Consider the following 18,888-nt stretch of genomic DNA (forward strand, 5'->3'; position numbering starts at 1 on the left):
GGCAAAAAAGCTTAAGGAGATTCCCTAAGCTTTTTCTAAATTAAATCCATTCTGCAAACCATGCAACATAATAGGCAGCTGGTATAAACAATAGTTGTGCTACTATAGTACCTACAAATTTCGAGCTAATCATCGTCAATGAGTAACTTTTTAAATAAACGTAATCACATTGATTTTTCACCACTCGATCGGCTAAAACGGAAGCTTTCGGATCGATAAACAGTGTTAATAAAATCGTCGCAATTCCATTAATGACTCCCGATGACATTAATGCCGCTTGAGCATAATCTTCTGGAACTAACATAGAAGCATATAAAGAGGATAATACACCGATGGTAAATACAGCAGAAACAATCACATTTACTACAAATAATCGTTTAGGGATTGTTTTGAATGTAATCCCCTGTAAAAATTTCAACTTCGGGACACGAAAACAAGAAATTATTTTCTTCATTCCTGTTGGATTCAATTGTTTTCCTATTGTGGAGATAATCGAACCTCTTTCATTTGATAATTGGATGATGGCTCTTGAAAAAATGTTGATGAAAGTTGGAAAAAGCATTATTCCAAGTAATACGCCAACAGAAGTAACCCCAATTAATATTCGATATTGATCCTCTATAAAATTTAGTTTATTACTATCTGGTGCTTCGGCAATCAGTTTTGCAGTAAGAGGCTGTTGAATCATTGTGGAAAATCTTGAAACGATGACTAACGTGCTAAACAAAGATAAGGCAGTAGCTATTAATTTCACCCTTGCTCCAGATATTCTCGTTGAATAAGCCAACGTCTCAATCATCGTTACGATTAATATAAATATTGCCACCACAACGATTTTATTTGTAATGTACTCCATATAAAGCCTCCAACAAATTATTTCTCTATATTATACAGGACCTTTTAAAATTTTTGGAAACAATATATAGAAGGGGGTGAAAAGACAACCGCTGGATAAGCAAAAAAGCGACTAAATTTATTCATCTATCGTTTCACCGCTTTCCAAATTGTCCATCTATCTTTTTCTATGATGTTTGTCCTTTTTGATACGGCATCATCGATAGATTGAATTAATAAGTTTAACTCTTTATCGTCAAGTTCATGTAAAATACTTCTACCCGTTCTTTCCTTCAAATCATCTAGTAACTGAACTTTATTATTATAGATGTTTCGAATTTCCCACAATTTCACTTCTTCTATTTCTTTAAATCCAGCCTTTGTCAAAGTTTCCATAACCAAATTACTTGAATGTCTTCGTTGAATTTCCTTTTCCCCTAACTTTGGGAAAAGTTCGAAAAAGTATCCTCGAATATGTTGTTCATCACCAGGTAAAAGACAATCAGCAGGCGTACGATCTTGAATAATTAAATAACCGCCTTTTTTGAGCACTCGATATGCTTCTTTAAAACAGCTTTCTAAATCCTCGATATGATGGATTAATGCCCTTTCAAGCAATAAATCATAGTAATTTCCCTTTAAACCCGTTTCAAAAGCATTTCCTTTTTGAAAAGAAATGTTTGGATAGTTCTCACAATTAATAATTGCCCCCTCAATCATCACTTCTGAAAAATCAACACCTGTTACAGTTGCCACTCCCATATCCGCTAGTGCTTTACAATAAATTCCTCCTCCGCATCCAATATCTACCGCGTGCGTCGTATTGTTAATCGGTACGAGTTCTTTCACCATTTGAATCCAAGATTGGTTAGCCTTTCGAGTTGTATACGAATTACGGTTTTTCTTCTCGTGAAAATCAATTCCCATAAGGACCCCTCCCGTTTAAATCATCCTACATCTCCTTAGCTCTTTAGAAAAATCATATGTCTACATAACGGCTCATTATAATTTATAAATTTAAGGTCATTTTTCTGCTCATCGTTTTCATTCCAAAACGCTCATAAAAGGAAATGGCTTGTTCGTTGAATTCCCAAACGTTTAATTCCAATGATTGTGCCCCTTTTTCTTTCGACCACTCTACACATGCATTAAATAATGCCGTTCCAACCCCTCCCCTTTTATAATTAGATTTCACACCAAAATCGTTTATATAAGCATATTTTCTCTCGACCATTGATTCGAAGGCAGGGGATTTTTTTATTTCCACCACAGCAAAACCAATAACAGTTTGATTTTCTTTCGCAATTAAAATGTCACAATTCGACTCTGCTAACAACTGTTGAAAATAACTTTCTAGCATCACTTGTTCCACTTTTTTAAAAATTTTAGGAAGCGCTTCTGCATGTTGATCTTGTCCTTCTTTCACAATCACATTCACCGCATTAAAATCTTCTCCTTTGGTTGATACAATATTTATTTTCATCTATTATCCTCCTTTGTCTACTTATACCATTAATTCCTTAAAACTAATTATTTTCCTCCTTAGCGTTTTCCAATATTAGAAACTACTTACCTTTTAAACTGATTAGAACAATAAATGAGACATGTTTTATAGCGGATAGAGAATAGAATAAAATAAGAGGAAAATTTTATAATATGGAGGCGTTATGTATGGTAAAGGATAAAGTGGTGATTGTGACTGGTTCTGCCCGAGGAATTGGATTTAAGATTGGAGAACACTTTGCAAAAGAAGGGGCAAAGGTTGTTTTATCTGATGTTAATGTCGATTTATTACAAGAATCTGTTCAATCCCTTAATGGTGCTGGATATGAGGCAATTGGAGTAAAAGCAGACGTTACGAATGAAGAAGATTTGAAAAATTTAGTTACGGAAACTCAGAAGACATTTGGTTCCATTGACATCGTCATTAATAATGCGGGTATGCAACATGTCGCACCAATTGAAGAATTTTCAACTGCTAAGTTTGAGTTAATGAATAGAATAATGTTGATTGCGCCTTTCATCCTTACAAGAGAAGTATTCCCTATTATGAAAAAGCAAAAATGGGGACGCATAATTAATATCGCATCTATTAATGGGTTAATCGGATTTGCTGGTAAGGCTGCCTATAATAGTGCAAAACATGGTGTTATCGGACTAACAAAAGTAGCCGCATTGGAAGGAGCTCTAGACGGTATTACCGTTAATGCTTTATGTCCAGGATACGTTGATACTCCCCTTGTACGTGGTCAAATTGCGGACTTAGCAAAAACGCGTCATATCCCTGAAGAGCGGGCGCTTGAAGACATTATCCTTGCTCAAGTACCTCAAAAGAAATTATTAGACGTAAGTGAAATTGCCGATTACGCCTTATTCCTTGCCAGTGATAAAGGGAAAAGTATAACAGGACAAGCCGTTGTTATTGATGGCGGCTATACAGCACAATAAATATATTAAAAGTCCGCCATTTGGAGACGGACTTTTTGTTTTTATAATTAATTTTGAAAATCAGGATTTCTTTTTAAGAAGTTTTCCCAAGCATTTTTCATTCCTTGTTCAAGCTCCTCTTTCGAAGCAAATAGCCGCTTTTCAGTGCCGCCATAACCAATTTCTAATTGTTGGTTTTTTAAACCTTCAAAGATCGCATTTATAAAATCATTTAATGGAGCACCAAACGTATGAAGACCCGCACCCCCTAAATCGGTATTAACGGCAGGAGGTAATACTTCTATTACTTCTACATTCGTATTTTCTAATTGTTGGCGTAATGTTACTGTAAATGAGTGCATTGCTGCCTTTGTGGCACTATAAATCGGTACCCAAACTCCTGGTTGAATCGCGAGTCCAGATGTTACGTTAAGGATTGTTGCCTGTTTTTGCTTTAAGAAATGAGGAATTAAAAGCATAGAAAGATGAATTGGGGCTTCAACATTAATCGTAATTTCATTTTGATAATAGCTCCATTCTTTTTTTTCATTGAGCAAATTAACTCTCTGCTGGATGCCCGCATTATTGACTATCATATTAAGATCAGGGAATGTTTCTGTTACCCAATCAATTAATTGAATTCGTTCCTCTTCAACCGATACATCACAAACTCTCGTATGTAATTCAGGGAACTTTTCCTTTGCTTCTGTCAGTTTATTTTCTCTTCGCCCTACGATGATTACTTTATTTCCTGCTTTCATAAAGTTTTCTGCAAAGGCAAGCCCAATACCAGAAGCTCCACCAGTTATTAAAATGGTATTTCCTGATAAATTCATTTGTTATCACTCCAAGTTTGAATGTTATTAAAATGTTTACATATCATAACAAATTCATTCCACGAATGACAGTGATATACATTTTCAAATTTATTAGTTACTTAACCATAAAATTTCAAAGGCCAATTTTTCTTCAACTTTCATTAAAGGATATATTCATTACAAAAATACTTCCACTATGAATAATTAGCAGACATAAATGACACATTACTTATAGGAGGTGGAAGGAAAATGCCTAACATAATTGGTGTTGAACAATCCTTATCGAATGTTGAAGCTGCATTAAAAGCAAAGGGTTATGAAGTTATTCAACTTCGCAGTGAAGAAGATGCAAAAAATTGTGATTGTTGTGTGATCACAGGCCAAGATGAAAACGTTATGGGAATCAGCGATACCGTAACAAAAGGATCGGTTATTGATGCTCGAGGCTTATCTGCTGATGAAGTGTGTGAACGTGTAGACAAAATGTTCCATTAAAACAGCGAAAGGTGCTATTCTAGACTAATTAACGTATAGAACAGCACCTTTTTCCTATTCAAACTATGTAATCTATTCCTTTAGAAAACCTTCTTCTTTTTCTAACAACACTTGGAAAGCTTGAACATGTACTGCATTTCCTGTAATCTCCACATCCCAGGTTTCATTATGTTTCGAAACCTTCACAAAAACACGACCATCTTTTCCTAACTCTTGCCCTTGTTCAACTACGAGATGAAACGAATCACACTCATTCTTCATTATATGCTTCCCATAATATGCTCCCATTACTCCTGAAGCAGTCCCTGTTACAGCATCTTCAATAGTACCAGAAAATGGAGAAGAGAAATGGCGGGCATGCATCGTTGCTTTCGGATCAAAAGTTTCCATACAAAATGGATGTATAGATGCTTTTGGCATTTCCTTTAATATAGCAGGAAACTCTTTAGTGTTCGGTTTCATTTTTTTAAAGGCTTTTAACTTCTTTATCGGGATTAATAATGTCCATATTCCCGTACTTCCATATAAAATCGGTAAAGTTTCATGGAGATCCGATTCTTCCAGTCCAATTGATTGGGCTAATTGTGCTCTTGAGCCGTTAAACGGTTCAAATGTTGGCGTAGCCTGTTTCATCGTAATTAATAATTCATTTTCATCAGATGTTTCAATCGATACAGGTAAAACACCTGCCTTCGTTTCAATCGATAATTGACTTTTGTCTCCCAATAGTCCTTTTGTTTTTAAAGCATAAATCGTTGCCATCGTAGCGTGTCCACATAAATTCATTTCATGACCAGGCGTAAAAAAGCGGATTTTTATATCTGCTATATTGGACTTAATTGGAAAGGAAGTTTCATTAAATCCTACTTTATAGGCGATTTGTTGCATTTCTTCATCGGTTAGATCATTTCCGTTTAAAACAACACCAGCAGGATTTCCTTTGTTCGGTTGATTACTAAATACATCATAATGATGAACTGTAATGGATTTCATGAAACTGTCCCCCATTTTCATTTTTTCATATTTATAATCATTATTTAAAATAGTCAGTTATTATTAATTAGACCGAATACTACATGATCAACGAAATGATCGTATAACCATTCTACGCTCCGAAGACACCCTTCTTTTTCAAACCCTAGTCTTTCTGGTATCGCTAAACTTTTATGATTTTCAGTAGCAACGCGGATTTCAATTCGCTTTAAATTCAATTCGTTAAAACAATAGTCGATTACAGCTTGACAAGCATTTGTCATAATGCCATTTCCTTGGAATCCTTCCCCTAACCAGTAGCCAATTGATGTTGAGCGATTAGCCCAGTTTATATGATGCAATCCTATTACACCTGCTAAGTTCCCTTTATACCAAATACCCGCTTGGAAACCATCATTATTGCCAAATTGCTTTAATGTACTTTCAATAAAAGCTTTTGAATCATCTACGTCTTTCGTAAAATCAACCCATGGTAACCATTCACGAAGATAGGTTCTCGATTGATTTGTTAAATGAAAAAGTTCTTCAGCATGTTGAATTTCTAACAACCGTAATTCCAACTCATGATTTAACTTGTACTTAAACATATACTCCCCTCCACATAAAAATTGATTAAGTTCTACTATAAAGGAACAAGTTTTGTTGTAAACCTTTTTTTAATAAAAATTCTAATTTAATCCATATTTCTATTTTATCAAAAGGAGAAATTGTCTTCTTTGTCAAATACATAAATTTGAAAGAAAGGAGAATTTTGAATGAAATATCGTCATGAAATTTTATTTAACCAATTAGAAAGTTATAGAAGTGAGTTATTGGAAGTATTAAAGGATGTTACAGAAGAAAAAGCAGAAATGATTCCAACAGGATTTCGTAATAATATTCGATGGAATATGGGGCATATTTATTTAGATCAATATTTATGGATTGAAGCTTTGACGAAAGAAAAAGAAAATGTACCAAAAACATTTCATGATTGGTTTGGATTTGGCACTTCTCCATCGGATTTTACCGATGAAACTCCTAACTTTGAAAAACTAAAAGAATTATTAAAAAACCAACCAAAGCTTATTAAAGAACGATATGGAGAACGATTGGAAGAAGAATTTCCACCTACTGAAATGGGAATGAATACAATCGAACAAGTTTTAATTCGTACAATTTTTCATGAAGGCTTACACTTACAAACGATCCTCGATATGAAAAAACTAATAAAATAGTGTACTTAGGCGCACATTCATTATTGAATGGAATTGCGCTCTTATTAGATATGTAGATAATTTTTTTAAATATAAAACTGCATATGTGTTTTGTCTTTTTTATAATAATCCAATCGATCTTGTAAAGTACCTGTATGAAACTCAAATTTATGACCATCCGGATCCGTGAAATAAATCGACTTTTTATCCTGTTCATCCCTTGGACGACCTGTTAAGATGTTGACATTTAAGTTTTTAAGTTTACGGTACATTTGATCGTATTCAGCTTCTTCGATTGTAAAAGCGATATGGGTATATGATTTATGAATTTCCGTACGAGGGATTTCCTTTTCCTCATTTAAGGCAAGCCAAATACCATTTAAATCAAAGTAGGCGGTCGTTTTTCCTTCTACTAACAACTTTGCATCGAAGACATTTTTATAAAATGTGATGGATTTTTTTAAATTAGAAACAGAAAATAATAAATGATTTAATCCTTTTACTGTCATTTAATACACCTCATTTTTACTTTGTTAAACAATTGAATCAACAAAATGTTTAAATCCTTCTTCTTCTTCTATAAACGGATAATGATTACTTTGATGAAAAACTTTAAATGTCGATGTCTTAACTAATTCAGCTGCTTCAACACCGAATTCATAAGGACATTGGACATCATAAAAACCTGCATAAATGTATGTTGGTACTTTTATAAAGCTTAATAAAGGCTTTAAATCATAATTGGGGAGTTCTTTATTTGAATAATAATCTAAACGTTTCGATACAGTCTTTCCGCTATTTGGACGGGTAATCATTTCATCATAAGCTGCCTTATTATATAAAGACATCATTGTCCATTCTTTACTAACGGTTTTACGTTCATCAATAGTTGCCTTTGGATCTTTAAGAACTGCAAATATTTCACGTAATCTCTTATTGTTCGGATTTTCTACACAATAAATACTTCCCGGATGCCTCATATAATCAGCTGAAGCACATAACCCACCGACAACGATTCTTTTTAAACTTGCCTGTGATTGTATGGCATATTTTAAACCTAACATTCCTCCTGTTGAATGACCAGCAAAACTCCAAACTTGAAAACCTAATGATTCCCTAATCGCCTCCAAATCCTTTACGGAAGCATCCATACTATATTTATCGTTTCCTTTACCTTCTGTTGAGTTTCCACAACCAGTTAGATTAATTAAATAAACCGAATATTTATGACTAAAACTATTCGCAAATAAATTTCCATTTTGGTTAAATTCACTATACAAATGGGTAACACAAAGAGGTTCCCCTTCCCCTTTTTTAAACAACTCAAATTGACCTCTACTTGTTTCAATTACATGCTTTTCCCACATAGTCATTTACCCTCCTAACTAAATAGATTTGAATTGTATTTTAAATTTCCTAAGAAATCCCCTTGCCACCTTTTGTTATAAACGTCCCCATTTTCTCCGCTCCTGTAATAATTGCTTTTGCCCTGTTTATTAAAGTTTGTGTTGTTTCTAATACAAGGGAATTTTGATGGGCTTGTTCATTGCACCACACTTCATAAACATAAACAGCGTTCAGTTCTTTTTCTACAATATTCACAAGATATATCTCACAATCTTCTAATTGCACCATTGACTTTGCCGCCTCTAACAATATTTCTACTAAATTTTCCCTCTTGAACTGTAAACTTAACGAATAAACTAAATTTCTCCATATTATTCCCCTCCAAAATAAGTTTTCCAATACTATTTCTCCATCACCACACCATTTTCCTATATTCCGATTATAATTCCTCAAATAAAAAACACCCCACCTATTACAAGGTGAAGTGTTTAGAATCATCAAACAGTTATGTTTGAAGTTTGTTTAATTTCAATGTAGCGTAATTGAACTCCATCAATTTCATGAATAGAGAAAGTATAGCCTTCATGCTCTATACTGTGATCACGTTTTAAATCCATATCTTGTGAATAGTACCAACCACCAAGGGTATCGACATCTGGATTATCCATTTCAATTTGTAAAAGTTTTGCTACATCTTCTAATAACATTTTAGAGTAGACAATGTAGTGACCTTCTTTTAGCTTTCGGATTTCAGGAATTTCATCGTCGTCAAACTCATCTCGAATTTCACCAACTAATTCTTCTAAAATGTCTTCAACCGTAACTAGACCTGACGTACCACCATATTCATCTAAAAGAATGGCGATATGTGTCCGTTGCTTTTGCATCTTCGTTAATAATTCTTGAATCGGTATCGTGTCAATTGTATTAATAACTGGGTTAATAAATTGCTCTAAAGCGAAATTTTCAGCCGTAATTCGATTGCTCATTCCTTGAGTTAAGAAATCCTTTATATTAATAAAACCAATGATGTTATCCCGGTCCTCTTCGTAAACTGGATATCGTGTATAGCGCTCCTCTTGAATCGTTTTTAATACTTCTTCAAAGGTAGTATTTTTCTCAAAGGCGATAATATCTGTTCGAGGAACCATAATTTCACGGGCAATGCGATCATCAAACTCAAATACATTATTCACGTATTTTAATTCAGTTTGATTAATTTCCCCGTTTTTATAACTCTCGGTCATTAATAATCGTAACTCTTCTTCTGTATGGGAAAGTTCATGCTCAGAAGCAGGTTTCATACCGAAAATGCCGACTAAAATACGCGCTGAACCATTTAAGAACCAAATGAATGGATATAAAATTTTATAGAAAATCATAATTGGTCTTGCAAATAAAAGGGTAATATTTTCTGCCTTTTGAATCGCTGCTGTTTTTGGTGCCAATTCCCCTACTACAACGTGTAAGAATGTTGCAATAATAAAAGCTGCCCCGATAGTGAAGAAATGAATATATTGTTCACCAATTCCGATTGACTCGAACATCGGATGTAAAATAAATTCAAAGGTTGATTCCCCAACCATACCAATACCAAGGGCTGTAACGGTAATACCTAATTGACAGGCGGATAAATATTCGTCTAAGTGGGTCGTTACATGCTTGGCAGATAGAGCACCTTTTTTTCCTTCAGCAACCAATTGGTCAATTCTCGATTGCCTCACCTTTACAATGGCAAATTCCGTTGCCACGAAAAATGCGGTTAAAGCTATTAATATAGCAAAAATGGTTAAATTTAATGCGGTCAAAAATCGTCTTACTTAAAAAAGTAAGACTTCACCTCCTAGGTTATTAGTCTTAATAAAGATTGAATTAATGTAACACTTTCTGGTAACACTTTATTTTTTATTGTTTCTTTTGTCGATTGTTCTTGATGATTCATACTTTCAATCAATGTTGACACTTCAGATTGTAATGTTTGCATATGCAAACAAATTTCTTGTATGTTTTCTTTAGGATTACATTCATCGTCCAATGATTTTTTAATATCTTGTAAGCACATTCCTTGTGCTTTCATAGCTTCTATTTCATGAATTCGTTCGATTGCTTCAGAAGTATAGAAACGATAATTCGAAGTAGAACGTTCTGCTTTTAACAAACCAAGATTTGTATAGTAATCAATCGTACGTTTTGTAATCCCAGTCTTTTTAGCTAACTCTCCGATTTTTAATTTCTCGTTCCCAATTTATTCCCCTCCAACCATCACGTTATGGTTTATATTATACACTCTTCTTAATGAATATTCTATTAATCAGATACCATGTCATAAACATTTCATAATCCAAAAATTATATTATTTCATTGTGAAACTTTTTTGAGGGTAGTTCGTATAGGAACACATTATGTAGATGGTGGGGGCAATTAAAATTGATTTAAACGTCCTTTACAATGAAATGGTTACTTTCATTTGGTAAGATTTTAATTTCCGTTTTTAAAATTTCAGGATAAAGTTCCATTGAAGGAAGTTCTTCAATAGGTGTCCATTGATAAATTAGCCGCTCTCCTTCCTTTCCATAAAAACCAGTACTGTTAAAAACTTCTGGAACATTTAATATGTAATAGTAAAATCCAATTTCATGATACTTATTCCTATTGTATTCGAAAAAATTTTCAACAGACCAAATTAGTTTCCCTACATTTCCCTTTAACCCTAATTCTTCTTCAAACTCTCTTTGAATAGCAGTTTGGGAATCTTCTCCAACTTTCACTCTTCCTCCAGGTAACGACCAATGAAAATCTTTTGCCTCTCTATGTAATAAGACATGTTTTTTGTATAGCCAAACTCCAGCTACACGATAATTAAAGATTATATTTTCAGTTTTAAAAACGGCGTCCATTTCCATCCACCTCCTAATCATTATTTCCACGATAGGTAGTTCATTTCCTTCATATAGGTGATTTAAAAATTAAAAAAACTTACGACATTTTCTATCGTAAGTAAATAAGCGGTTTATTGGAGTTGGGAAAGATTTAATTGATATAGTTTATCGTCGTTTTCAAGGGCATCTCCTCGACCGTCCGTATTATTACTAATAAAGTACAATTGATCGCCATCAATGAAAACATCTCGTATTCTTCCTATATCTGTTACAACATTTCTATGGGAACCTGTTGATAAGTTAAATTCAATAACAGCTTGCCCCCTTAATGCCGCAACATATAATTTCCCGTCTATATAATCCATTCCAGATGGAGCCCAAGTTGTATCGGATCCAGACGTAAATAGTGGAGTTATTAACCCCTGTTGCTGCTGTGTTCCTTCGATTGTTGGCCATCCATAATTTTGTCCTGCCTCAATTAAATTAATTTCATCATTTGCATTGTTCCCGTGTTCACTTGCATACATTTCTCCATCAGCCGACCAAGTAATACCTTGTGGGTTTCGATGACCATAACTATAAACATAAGAATTCGGAAACGGGTTGTCAGCAGGTATCGAACCATCTAAATTCATCCTTAAAATTTTCCCACCTAATGAGTTTACATCTTGGGCAATGGATGATTGAGCAGCATCCCCTGCTGTTGCAAAAAGTTTCCCATCAGGACCAATCTCCAATCTACCACCATGATGATAAGCTCCGCTTGGTATTTTGTCTAAGAGTAAACGTTCTTCCTGCCAAGTATCTCCTTGTTGACGCACCGTAACAATTCGATTAAATTGCCCCGATTGATCTTCATACGTATAGTAAACATATGCTAAGTTAGATTGTTGAAAATCGGGTGCAAGAACAAAACCTAATAAGCCTGCTTCCGATGCTGTAGCTAAGTCCTTCTTTAATTCTACCTTTTGCCTTTCAACTTCCCCATTTTCAATTTTTACTATACTGCCCGTTCGTTCAGACAAATAAAAAGTATCGTTTATCTTATCAATGGACCAAGAAATATTTAATTGATCTGCTATGACAGTCGCATTGTCATTCAAGACGTTCGTAACTTCAAGAACGGTATTATCTTGTTTTTCCTTCATTTCCGATTCATTAAATATTGAGCAACCAACAAGAACCATCATCATCATGACATAAACAGTTATAATTTTTTTCAATCAGTTACACTCCTATTATGAATAAATTTCCAAATCTACTATAAGTTTTAACAAAAAAATGGATTTTAATAATAGAAAATGTTAAATTATGATAATGTTTTAAGGACAAGTTTGACGGTGACAAACCGATCTACTTTCCAATTGGGATAATGTCGCTAGCAAAACAGCTGATGGTTCATCTACAATTCGATAATGTTTCCAAGTGCCAACCTTTCGTGACGTAACGATATCTGCTTGCTCCAGTTTTTTTAGCTGCTGACTGACGGCAGGTTGGGAAAGTCCTAATACTTCCACTAAATCACAAACACATACTTCGCCTGATTTTAAGCAACTTAAAATGGCAAGCCGATTTTTATCGGCCAATGCTTTTAGTTGCTTTTCTAAAAATGGAATACCCATCATTTCACCTCTGAAATCACTTTGTATAAGAAATTGCTTATGTAAAAAAATAAATCTAATAATACAACGAAATGAAAAGAAAAAGGATATCACTTTAGTGATATTTTACCATTAATTTTTACTGAACTTTATTAAAAAAGAAAAAAGCCTGCTTTGAACATATTGGTTCAAAACAGGCTTGTGATTAATGAACAAAAGATTTAATTTCATCAACTAAACTTTGTAATTCTTCTTGTGTAAAATCATATGTTTCTAAGCAGAAATGACATTGGGTTTCAATTTGGCCTTCTTCTTCGATCATTTCTTCTAATTCTTTAGCTCCTAATCCTACTAATGCACGACTATAGCGTTCCTTTGAACAGTCACATTGAAATTGAACTGGCATTGTGCTTAAAATTTGAACATCACTTTCTTTTCCTAAAACTGCTTCTAAAATTTCTTCTGGTGTTAACCCTTTTTCAATCATTTTAGAGACCGGTTCAATTGTTGTTAAACGCTGTTCTAACGCAGCAATTGTTGACTCTTCACAACCAGGCATTAATTGAATAATAAATCCGCCAGCAGCTAAAATCGTATTATCTGGATTTACGAGAACTCCTAAACCTACGGATGAAGGTACTTGCTCACTTGTTGCATAATAATAAGTAAAATCTTCCGCAATTTCGCCTGAAACGATTGGTACTTGACTGGAGAACATTTCTTTCATACCTAAATCTTTTACAACGGTTAACGTACCCTCTTCACCAACTCCAGCACGCACATCTAATTTTCCTTGTTCGTTTAAATCAAAATGCACTTGCCCATTTGATACAAATCCACGTACATTCCCCTTTGCGTCTGTATCTACAACGATTGCACCAATAGGACCATTCCCTTGCACTTTAACAGAAATTTTATCGTCCCCTTTTAACATAGCCCCCATTATAACACTCGCTGTCATCGTACGGCCTAAGGCAGCGGAAACTACTGGCCATGTATGGTGGCGTCGTTGTGCTTCTCCCACAGTATCTGTTGTACGTGCTGCAAAAGCACGTACTTGACCATTATAAGCAATAGCTCTTACTAAATAATCTTTCATATTAATATAACTCCTTATATATCTTTAATATTTTCTTGAATACGTTGCAACATATCGATTAACGATTTTAGTTCCTTATCGTTAAAATGATGAAACATTTGATTTGTAAAACTTTGTTTATCTTTTTGACAATTGAAAATTTGTTCTCGCCCTTCTTCCGTTAAATGGACAATGGTTTCCCGGTTATCATTTGGATTTTTTCTCCTCGCAACATAACCATCTAGCTCCAATTGCTTTAAATGACGTGTAATTGCTGCATGGTCAATATTCACGACTTTTTGTAAAGCCGATTGGGAGATTTCTTCAAATTGAACAAGTTGATATAAAAGTTCAAAACGAGATAAACTAAACTGCGTATTTTTTTCAAATTTTGGGCCTAGTTGATTACTAACGGTTTTGAATAAAAATAACAACTGTTCTTGTTCAGAAACCGAATATCCCATTCGTACACCTCCCTGATTGTCACGCTCATGACAAATAAACATCCATTTTCTTTGACCCATCAATATTTGAGCTGTCAATTATTGAGCCCTCCATAATATATGATGAAAAATTGCAGAATGCAAGCAAAATGAAATGACGATAAATTCAGAATAAAATGTATAATGAAACTATCACTATCGAAAGGAATGATTGAAATGAAAAACACAAATAGAGGGATTGAAAAGTAGCGTGTAATTATGTCTCTTTTCAATCAATAAAATCTAAATTAACTTTGAAATGAGGACAAATATGTATACCGATAATGAATTAACAATAAGACCTATTAAAGAACAAGATTTAACGAAATTATGGGAATTGATTTACAAAGAGGACCAACCTGAATGGAAAAAATGGGATGCTCCTTACTTCCCCCATCATTCAATGAGCTATGAAGAATTTTTACCTAAAGGAAAGTCATGGATTGATCGACATGATTTTTGGGTAATCGAAGTGAACTGTGAAGTAAAGGGGATCATTAGTTACTATTGGGAACATGAGCCTTCTAAATGGCTTGAAATGGGGATTGTTTTTCATGAAGCAGGAACTTGGGGGAAAGGACTTGGTACTCGAGCAATGAAACTATGGATCCATCATCTCTTTCAAACATTGCCCATCGTAAGAGTTGGCTTTACAACATGGTCTGGAAATGAAAGAATGATTCGAGTTGGTGAAAAACTTGGTATGCAATTAGAAGCCCGTATTCGTAAAGTTCGTTTATATAATGGAGTATATTATGACTCCATTCGAATGGGGATGCTTCGAGAAGAATGGGAAAATAGAAGTTAAAATTTATATTTGAAAACTAGTACTTGCGTGACAGTTAACTAGTATGTTGCTTTAAGCATACTACGTAGAGCCGTCACGCTTTATTTATGTCTGAACTCTCAAATTATGGTTTTATTTCGATATTAAAAAATATAATCTAAATAGTCTCCGTGGCCCCTAACTAACTCAACTTCCTGTTGATCATTTATCCAGAAAAAATGAAAAGTGAGTCCCTCTTCTGTTCCCCCACCAGTTGGCTGATAGTCCCACTCATCAGGAGCATCTTCTACTAAAATTTTATAAAAGTAGGTGATGAATGACCCCATCATCGTTTTCCCAAAAATCTTCAGCTACCATACGATCAACAACAAATTCGGTTAGACCCGTTTCTTCTTTCATTTCTCGAATTACACCTTCAAGGGGTGTTTCATTTGCATTAACTGTTCCTTTTGGTATTTGTATACCCGCTTCCAAATTGATGTGCTGAAATACTAGTACTTGAGGGGCACCTTCTTTCATTCTTATTACATATCCGTATGCCTTTTTAATTTCCATTTTTACTCCTCCAAATTTCCCTTTATAACATTTAGTTTACATAATATAATTATTGAAAATTACAAAATCTATTTCTTTTATTATATAAAACTTTCATTCAGTTTATATATTGTCACTAAAATATGCATGACATTTTTGTAAAATTTTATGAAACCGGAATCAAAATGAACAATATGTGAAATAGTTCACTATCCATTTTCTTTTACTAATTTTCCATGTACAATGGTCTCAAATTGGTATAACAATAATTCAAGAAGTCAATGGATTGTGTTATAACAAGAAAATTTCATAATGGAGGAGATCCTCGAATGTGGGTGTTAACAGTCTTCGAAAACAATTCGTATAAGCAAAACTTGTACTAAAGGAACAACAATCCGCCATTCTTTCCTTTACAAAGTAACTCGATCAATTTTGTGAAAATAAAGTTCCTGATTTTGGATAAAAAATTAAAATTCTAGGAGGCGACCCTAAAATGTGGGTTCTAACAATTTTTGAACAAAACACTTACCGAATCTTTGAATTTGAAACAAAGGAAGAAGCCGTTCAAGTACTTGGAAAAATGAAATCACCAGCTATCCTTTCATATACGAATTTAACTTTAGTTGCATAAATAACACCACGAGTCGAAATCCTTAAGCGAAACATTATCCATTTCATCAATTCAAAAATACAATGTTATTGACAAATATTTTAAATTGTTGCATATTTATTCAAAAAGAAAAATCAGCGTAACGAAGACTAGTATGTGAAACCCTATTGGAAAGAGAGCGATGTTCACCGGCTGCAAAACATCGTACAAAAAGGATCACGGAACCTACTTCGCCAGCTTCTAGAAAACTAGACGCAGACTCTAGCGTTATGAGCACAAAGTGGGATTTGCAATGGCAATCCAAGCTAGGTGGTACCACGGAAAAGTAGCCTTTTTCGCCCTAATTTTCAGGGTGAAAAAGGCTTTTTATTATTGAAAGATACAAAAGGATAAGGAGGTATATCGATGAAGAAAAAAAGAATTGTTGTGAAAATTGGAAGTAGCTCCCTTACAAATGCGAAAGGAGAAATTGACCACGAAAAACTACAAGATCATATCGGAGCACTAGCAATTTTAAAACAGGAAGGTCATGATGTATTACTCGTTTCCTCAGGTGCAGTTGCTGCTGGATTTCGTAAGTTGGGCTACCCTTCTCGACCAGTTACTTTAAAAGGAAAACAAGCAGCGGCTGCTGTTGGTCAAAGTTTACTTATCCAATACTACTCAGAATCATTCCACGATCATCAAATAACAGCAGCGCAAATTTTATTAACACGAACAGATTTCTCAAAGAAAGAACGATATAAAAACGCCTATGCCACCTTTACGGAGTTACTTCAACGAGGCGTCCTTCCCATTATTAATGAAAATGATACAGTATCCATAACAGAACTAACTTTTGGAGATAATGATATGTTATCTGCTCTAGTAAGTGGGCTTGTCCATGCGGATCACCTTATTATCTTAACGGACATCAACGGTTTTTATGATGACAATCCTTTTAAAAATCCAAATGCTAATCGTATTCATCACTTAAATGAAATTACAGATGACATGCTAACTTTAGCAACGGATAGTGGTTCGAAGGTTGGTACTGGCGGGATGCAATCGAAACTAATGGCAGCTCGTACTGCCTTACAAGCAGGTGTTCAAGTTTTTATTGGAACTGGAAAAGGTCCAACAAAGTTACTCGAAATTTTAAATGGGTATGGTGATGGTACTTATATTGGAAAGGATTTGACTGTCCTAGCTAATCAAAAGCAATGGTTATCCATTACAGAGGTATCTGGAAAGTTGTTTATTGATAAAGGGGCAGAAAAAGCTATTCTAATGAACGGCAAAAGTCTTTTACCCGCAGGTGTATATAAAATTGAAGGCGAATTTTGTAAAGGGGATGTTGTCGAAGTATATGGTGAATCGAATTTGTTAGGTCGAGGTGAAGTCCTTTATTCTAGTGAAGAATTGTTACAAGCACTTGGAAAAAGAACGAATGAAATTGATGTAACTTCCACTGAGGTCATTCACCGGGATAAATGGATCAAAGCATAATCGACATAGCTAAATTATTTGTAAGGAGGAGTATTCATGACAAAAGCGATAATTGACAGTGAAGTTCAAGCAAAAGGGAAATTAGCTAAAAAGGCAAGTTATATAATGAATGTTAAAACAACTGCTGAAAAAAATGAAGCATTATTAAAAATCGCCGAACAGCTAATAATTGATAAAGATGTCATCCTATCAGCAAATGAACAAGATTTAGTGGTAGGAAAGCAAAATAATATTCCCGACTCAACATTAGATCGAATTATGTTAAATGAAAGTCGTATCGAACTAATAGCTAAAGCGATTCATGACCTTGTTCAATTACATGACCCAGTTGGTGAACTTCTTGAATCAACAACGAAAGAAAATGGTTTATTAATAGAAAAGCGTCGTGTTCCCCTTGGTGTAATCGGCATGATTTATGAAGCTCGTCCGAATGTAACAATTGATGCAGCCACTCTTAGTTTGAAAACAGGTAATGCCGTTATATTACGAGGAAGCTCTTCTGCTAAACATTCAAATAAAGTACTTGTGGATACAATTCACCGCGCATTACATAACACCACCCTTCCATTAGATGCTGTACAATTAATCGAAGATACGCGTCACGAAACTGCAAAGGAACTATTCCATTTAAAGGAATATTTAGATGTGTTGATTCCGCGTGGAGGTAAAAATTTAATTGATTTAGTTGTGAAAGAAGCAACTGTTCCCGTTTTAGAAACAGGAGCTGGTAATTGTCATGTGTATGTTGATACGACGGCTAATTATACGATGGCATTAAAGATCATTCTAAATGCCAAAATCCAACGCCCTTCTGTTTGTAATGCCGCAGAAAGTTTGCTCATTCAACAGGATTGGTTTGAACGAAACGGTAAACAGTTATTACAACATCTACATGAAGCAAATATTCGTATTATTGGTGATTCAAAGGTGTGCGAAGTATTCCCACATGCAACCGTTGCATCAGAAGAGGATTACGCAACGGAGTATTTAAGCTTAACTATAAGTGTCAAAGTAGTTGAAAATTTGTATGAAGCCATTAATCATGTCAATACGTACAGCACAAATCATTCCGAATCCATTATTACGGAAGATCCAATAGCAGCACAAACCTTTTTAACTAGTGTTGACTCAGCTGCTGTTTATCATAATGCTTCTACCCGTTTTACAGATGGATTTGAATTTGGCTATGGCGCTGAAATCGGCATTAGTACTCAAAAACTTCATGCCAGAGGACCAATGGGTTTACCTGCCCTTACTTCAGCTAAATACTTTGTTTATGGAAATGGTCAAGTAAGGGAATAAACATAAAGGTACTTTAA

Annotated in this window: 25 protein-coding genes; 7 read left to right on the plus strand and 18 right to left on the minus strand. The window is 34.5% G+C overall.

Annotated elements, in window-relative coordinates:
* Window positions 1-40: 40 nt before the first annotated feature.
* From MHH69_RS09495 to MHH69_RS09505, 3 genes are all read right to left on the minus strand, one after another.
* Window positions 41-856, minus strand: coding sequence for a lipid II flippase Amj family protein (locus MHH69_RS09495; RefSeq protein ID WP_341362197.1), 816 nt, complete (start codon window positions 854-856; stop codon window positions 41-43).
* A 125-nt stretch (window positions 857-981) separates the two neighbouring features.
* Complete coding sequence (locus MHH69_RS09500) at window positions 982-1,761, minus strand: class I SAM-dependent methyltransferase (protein ID WP_341362198.1); 780 nt, start codon at window positions 1,759-1,761, stop codon at window positions 982-984.
* Window positions 1,762-1,843: 82 nt separating this feature from the next.
* Entirely contained in the window at window positions 1,844-2,317 is a 474-nt protein-coding gene (locus MHH69_RS09505; protein ID WP_341362199.1) for a GNAT family N-acetyltransferase, read from the minus strand.
* Window positions 2,318-2,505: 188 nt separating this feature from the next.
* Here MHH69_RS09505 and MHH69_RS09510 point away from each other — a divergent pair, with 188 nt between their 5' ends.
* Complete coding sequence (locus tag MHH69_RS09510; protein WP_341362200.1) at window positions 2,506-3,282, plus strand: 3-hydroxybutyrate dehydrogenase; 777 nt, start codon at window positions 2,506-2,508, stop codon at window positions 3,280-3,282.
* Window positions 3,283-3,329: 47 nt separating this feature from the next.
* On the opposite strand, the gene MHH69_RS09515 is transcribed toward MHH69_RS09510, so the two are convergent.
* Window positions 3,330-4,097 (minus strand): SDR family oxidoreductase, encoded by a 768-nt coding sequence (locus MHH69_RS09515; RefSeq protein WP_341362201.1) that lies wholly within the window; start codon window positions 4,095-4,097, stop codon window positions 3,330-3,332.
* 231 nt (window positions 4,098-4,328) lie between these two features.
* Between MHH69_RS09515 and MHH69_RS09520 the strand changes: the two genes are divergently transcribed.
* Window positions 4,329-4,574 carry a YkuS family protein gene (locus tag MHH69_RS09520; protein ID WP_122972666.1) on the plus strand — a complete coding sequence of 82 codons (246 nt, stop codon included), beginning with the start codon at window positions 4,329-4,331 and terminating at the stop codon, window positions 4,572-4,574.
* 72 nt (window positions 4,575-4,646) lie between these two features.
* On the opposite strand, the gene MHH69_RS09525 is transcribed toward MHH69_RS09520, so the two are convergent.
* Both MHH69_RS09525 and MHH69_RS09530 read right to left on the minus strand, forming a co-directional pair.
* Window positions 4,647-5,567 (minus strand): PhzF family phenazine biosynthesis isomerase, encoded by a 921-nt coding sequence (locus MHH69_RS09525; protein WP_341362202.1) that lies wholly within the window; start codon window positions 5,565-5,567, stop codon window positions 4,647-4,649.
* 53 nt (window positions 5,568-5,620) lie between these two features.
* Window positions 5,621-6,154 (minus strand): GNAT family N-acetyltransferase, encoded by a 534-nt coding sequence (locus MHH69_RS09530; protein WP_341362203.1) that lies wholly within the window; start codon window positions 6,152-6,154, stop codon window positions 5,621-5,623.
* Between the two features lie 168 nt (window positions 6,155-6,322).
* Between MHH69_RS09530 and MHH69_RS09535 the strand changes: the two genes are divergently transcribed.
* Window positions 6,323-6,784, plus strand: coding sequence for a DinB family protein (locus MHH69_RS09535; RefSeq protein WP_122972669.1), 462 nt, complete (start codon window positions 6,323-6,325; stop codon window positions 6,782-6,784).
* Between the two features lie 65 nt (window positions 6,785-6,849).
* On the opposite strand, the gene fosM is transcribed toward MHH69_RS09535, so the two are convergent.
* The 10 genes from fosM to MHH69_RS09585 all read right to left on the minus strand — a co-directional run bounded on the left by fosM (window position 6,850) and on the right by MHH69_RS09585 (window position 14,210).
* Window positions 6,850-7,272 carry a FosM family fosfomycin resistance protein gene (fosM, locus tag MHH69_RS09540; protein WP_122972670.1) on the minus strand — a complete coding sequence of 141 codons (423 nt, stop codon included), beginning with the start codon at window positions 7,270-7,272 and terminating at the stop codon, window positions 6,850-6,852.
* Between the two features lie 24 nt (window positions 7,273-7,296).
* Window positions 7,297-8,130, minus strand: coding sequence for an alpha/beta fold hydrolase (locus tag MHH69_RS09545; RefSeq protein ID WP_122972671.1), 834 nt, complete (start codon window positions 8,128-8,130; stop codon window positions 7,297-7,299).
* 49 nt (window positions 8,131-8,179) lie between these two features.
* Window positions 8,180-8,398: a hypothetical protein gene (locus MHH69_RS09550; RefSeq protein ID WP_341362204.1), complete on the minus strand. Its 219-nt coding sequence runs from the start codon at window positions 8,396-8,398 to the stop codon at window positions 8,180-8,182.
* A gap of 209 nt (window positions 8,399-8,607) precedes the next feature.
* Window positions 8,608-9,918: a hemolysin family protein gene (locus tag MHH69_RS09555; protein WP_122972672.1), complete on the minus strand. Its 1,311-nt coding sequence runs from the start codon at window positions 9,916-9,918 to the stop codon at window positions 8,608-8,610.
* 35 nt (window positions 9,919-9,953) lie between these two features.
* Window positions 9,954-10,355 (minus strand): MerR family transcriptional regulator, encoded by a 402-nt coding sequence (locus MHH69_RS09560; protein ID WP_122972673.1) that lies wholly within the window; start codon window positions 10,353-10,355, stop codon window positions 9,954-9,956.
* A 187-nt stretch (window positions 10,356-10,542) separates the two neighbouring features.
* Window positions 10,543-11,007 (minus strand): NUDIX hydrolase, encoded by a 465-nt coding sequence (locus MHH69_RS09565; RefSeq protein ID WP_341362205.1) that lies wholly within the window; start codon window positions 11,005-11,007, stop codon window positions 10,543-10,545.
* Window positions 11,008-11,120: 113 nt separating this feature from the next.
* Window positions 11,121-12,212, minus strand: coding sequence for a PQQ-dependent sugar dehydrogenase (locus tag MHH69_RS09570; protein WP_241559343.1), 1,092 nt, complete (start codon window positions 12,210-12,212; stop codon window positions 11,121-11,123).
* Between the two features lie 99 nt (window positions 12,213-12,311).
* Window positions 12,312-12,611, minus strand: a complete 300-nt coding sequence (locus MHH69_RS09575; RefSeq protein ID WP_122972675.1) for an ArsR/SmtB family transcription factor — start codon at window positions 12,609-12,611, stop codon at window positions 12,312-12,314.
* Between the two features lie 184 nt (window positions 12,612-12,795).
* A complete protein-coding gene (hslO, locus tag MHH69_RS09580) occupies window positions 12,796-13,689 on the minus strand; it encodes an Hsp33 family molecular chaperone HslO (RefSeq protein WP_122972676.1) in 894 nt (297 codons plus the stop codon).
* 14 nt (window positions 13,690-13,703) lie between these two features.
* On the minus strand, window positions 13,704-14,210 hold the full coding sequence (locus MHH69_RS09585) for a MarR family winged helix-turn-helix transcriptional regulator (protein ID WP_421930391.1): 507 nt from the start codon (window positions 14,208-14,210) through the stop codon (window positions 13,704-13,706).
* A 211-nt stretch (window positions 14,211-14,421) separates the two neighbouring features.
* Here MHH69_RS09585 and MHH69_RS09590 point away from each other — a divergent pair, with 211 nt between their 5' ends.
* Entirely contained in the window at window positions 14,422-14,958 is a 537-nt protein-coding gene (locus tag MHH69_RS09590; protein WP_341362206.1) for a GNAT family N-acetyltransferase, read from the plus strand.
* Between the two features lie 122 nt (window positions 14,959-15,080).
* Here MHH69_RS09590 and MHH69_RS09595 read toward each other — a convergent pair whose 3' ends face one another.
* Together MHH69_RS09595 and MHH69_RS09600 are read right to left on the minus strand one after the other, a co-directional pair.
* Window positions 15,081-15,263 (minus strand): hypothetical protein, encoded by a 183-nt coding sequence (locus MHH69_RS09595; RefSeq protein ID WP_341362207.1) that lies wholly within the window; start codon window positions 15,261-15,263, stop codon window positions 15,081-15,083.
* Window positions 15,235-15,492, minus strand: coding sequence for an NUDIX domain-containing protein (locus tag MHH69_RS09600; RefSeq protein WP_341362208.1), 258 nt, complete (start codon window positions 15,490-15,492; stop codon window positions 15,235-15,237). Before MHH69_RS09600 ends, MHH69_RS09595 begins: the two co-directional genes overlap by 29 nt.
* A 472-nt stretch (window positions 15,493-15,964) precedes the next feature.
* Here MHH69_RS09600 and MHH69_RS09605 point away from each other — a divergent pair, with 472 nt between their 5' ends.
* The 3 genes from MHH69_RS09605 to MHH69_RS09615 all read left to right on the plus strand — a co-directional run bounded on the left by MHH69_RS09605 (window position 15,965) and on the right by MHH69_RS09615 (window position 18,871).
* The gene (locus MHH69_RS09605; protein ID WP_174232695.1) at window positions 15,965-16,102 is read left to right on the plus strand and encodes a hypothetical protein; all 138 of its coding nucleotides are present in this window, start codon (window positions 15,965-15,967) and stop codon (window positions 16,100-16,102) included.
* 384 nt (window positions 16,103-16,486) lie between these two features.
* Window positions 16,487-17,569 carry a glutamate 5-kinase gene (gene proB, locus MHH69_RS09610; RefSeq protein ID WP_122972744.1) on the plus strand — a complete coding sequence of 361 codons (1,083 nt, stop codon included), beginning with the start codon at window positions 16,487-16,489 and terminating at the stop codon, window positions 17,567-17,569.
* A 36-nt stretch (window positions 17,570-17,605) separates the two neighbouring features.
* Window positions 17,606-18,871: a glutamate-5-semialdehyde dehydrogenase gene (locus MHH69_RS09615; RefSeq protein ID WP_341362209.1), complete on the plus strand. Its 1,266-nt coding sequence runs from the start codon at window positions 17,606-17,608 to the stop codon at window positions 18,869-18,871.
* Window positions 18,872-18,888 lie beyond the last annotated feature (17 nt).

Source organism: Ureibacillus sp. FSL E2-3493 (assembly GCF_038077515.1).
GTDB lineage: Bacteria > Bacillota > Bacilli > Bacillales_A > Planococcaceae > Ureibacillus > Ureibacillus halotolerans.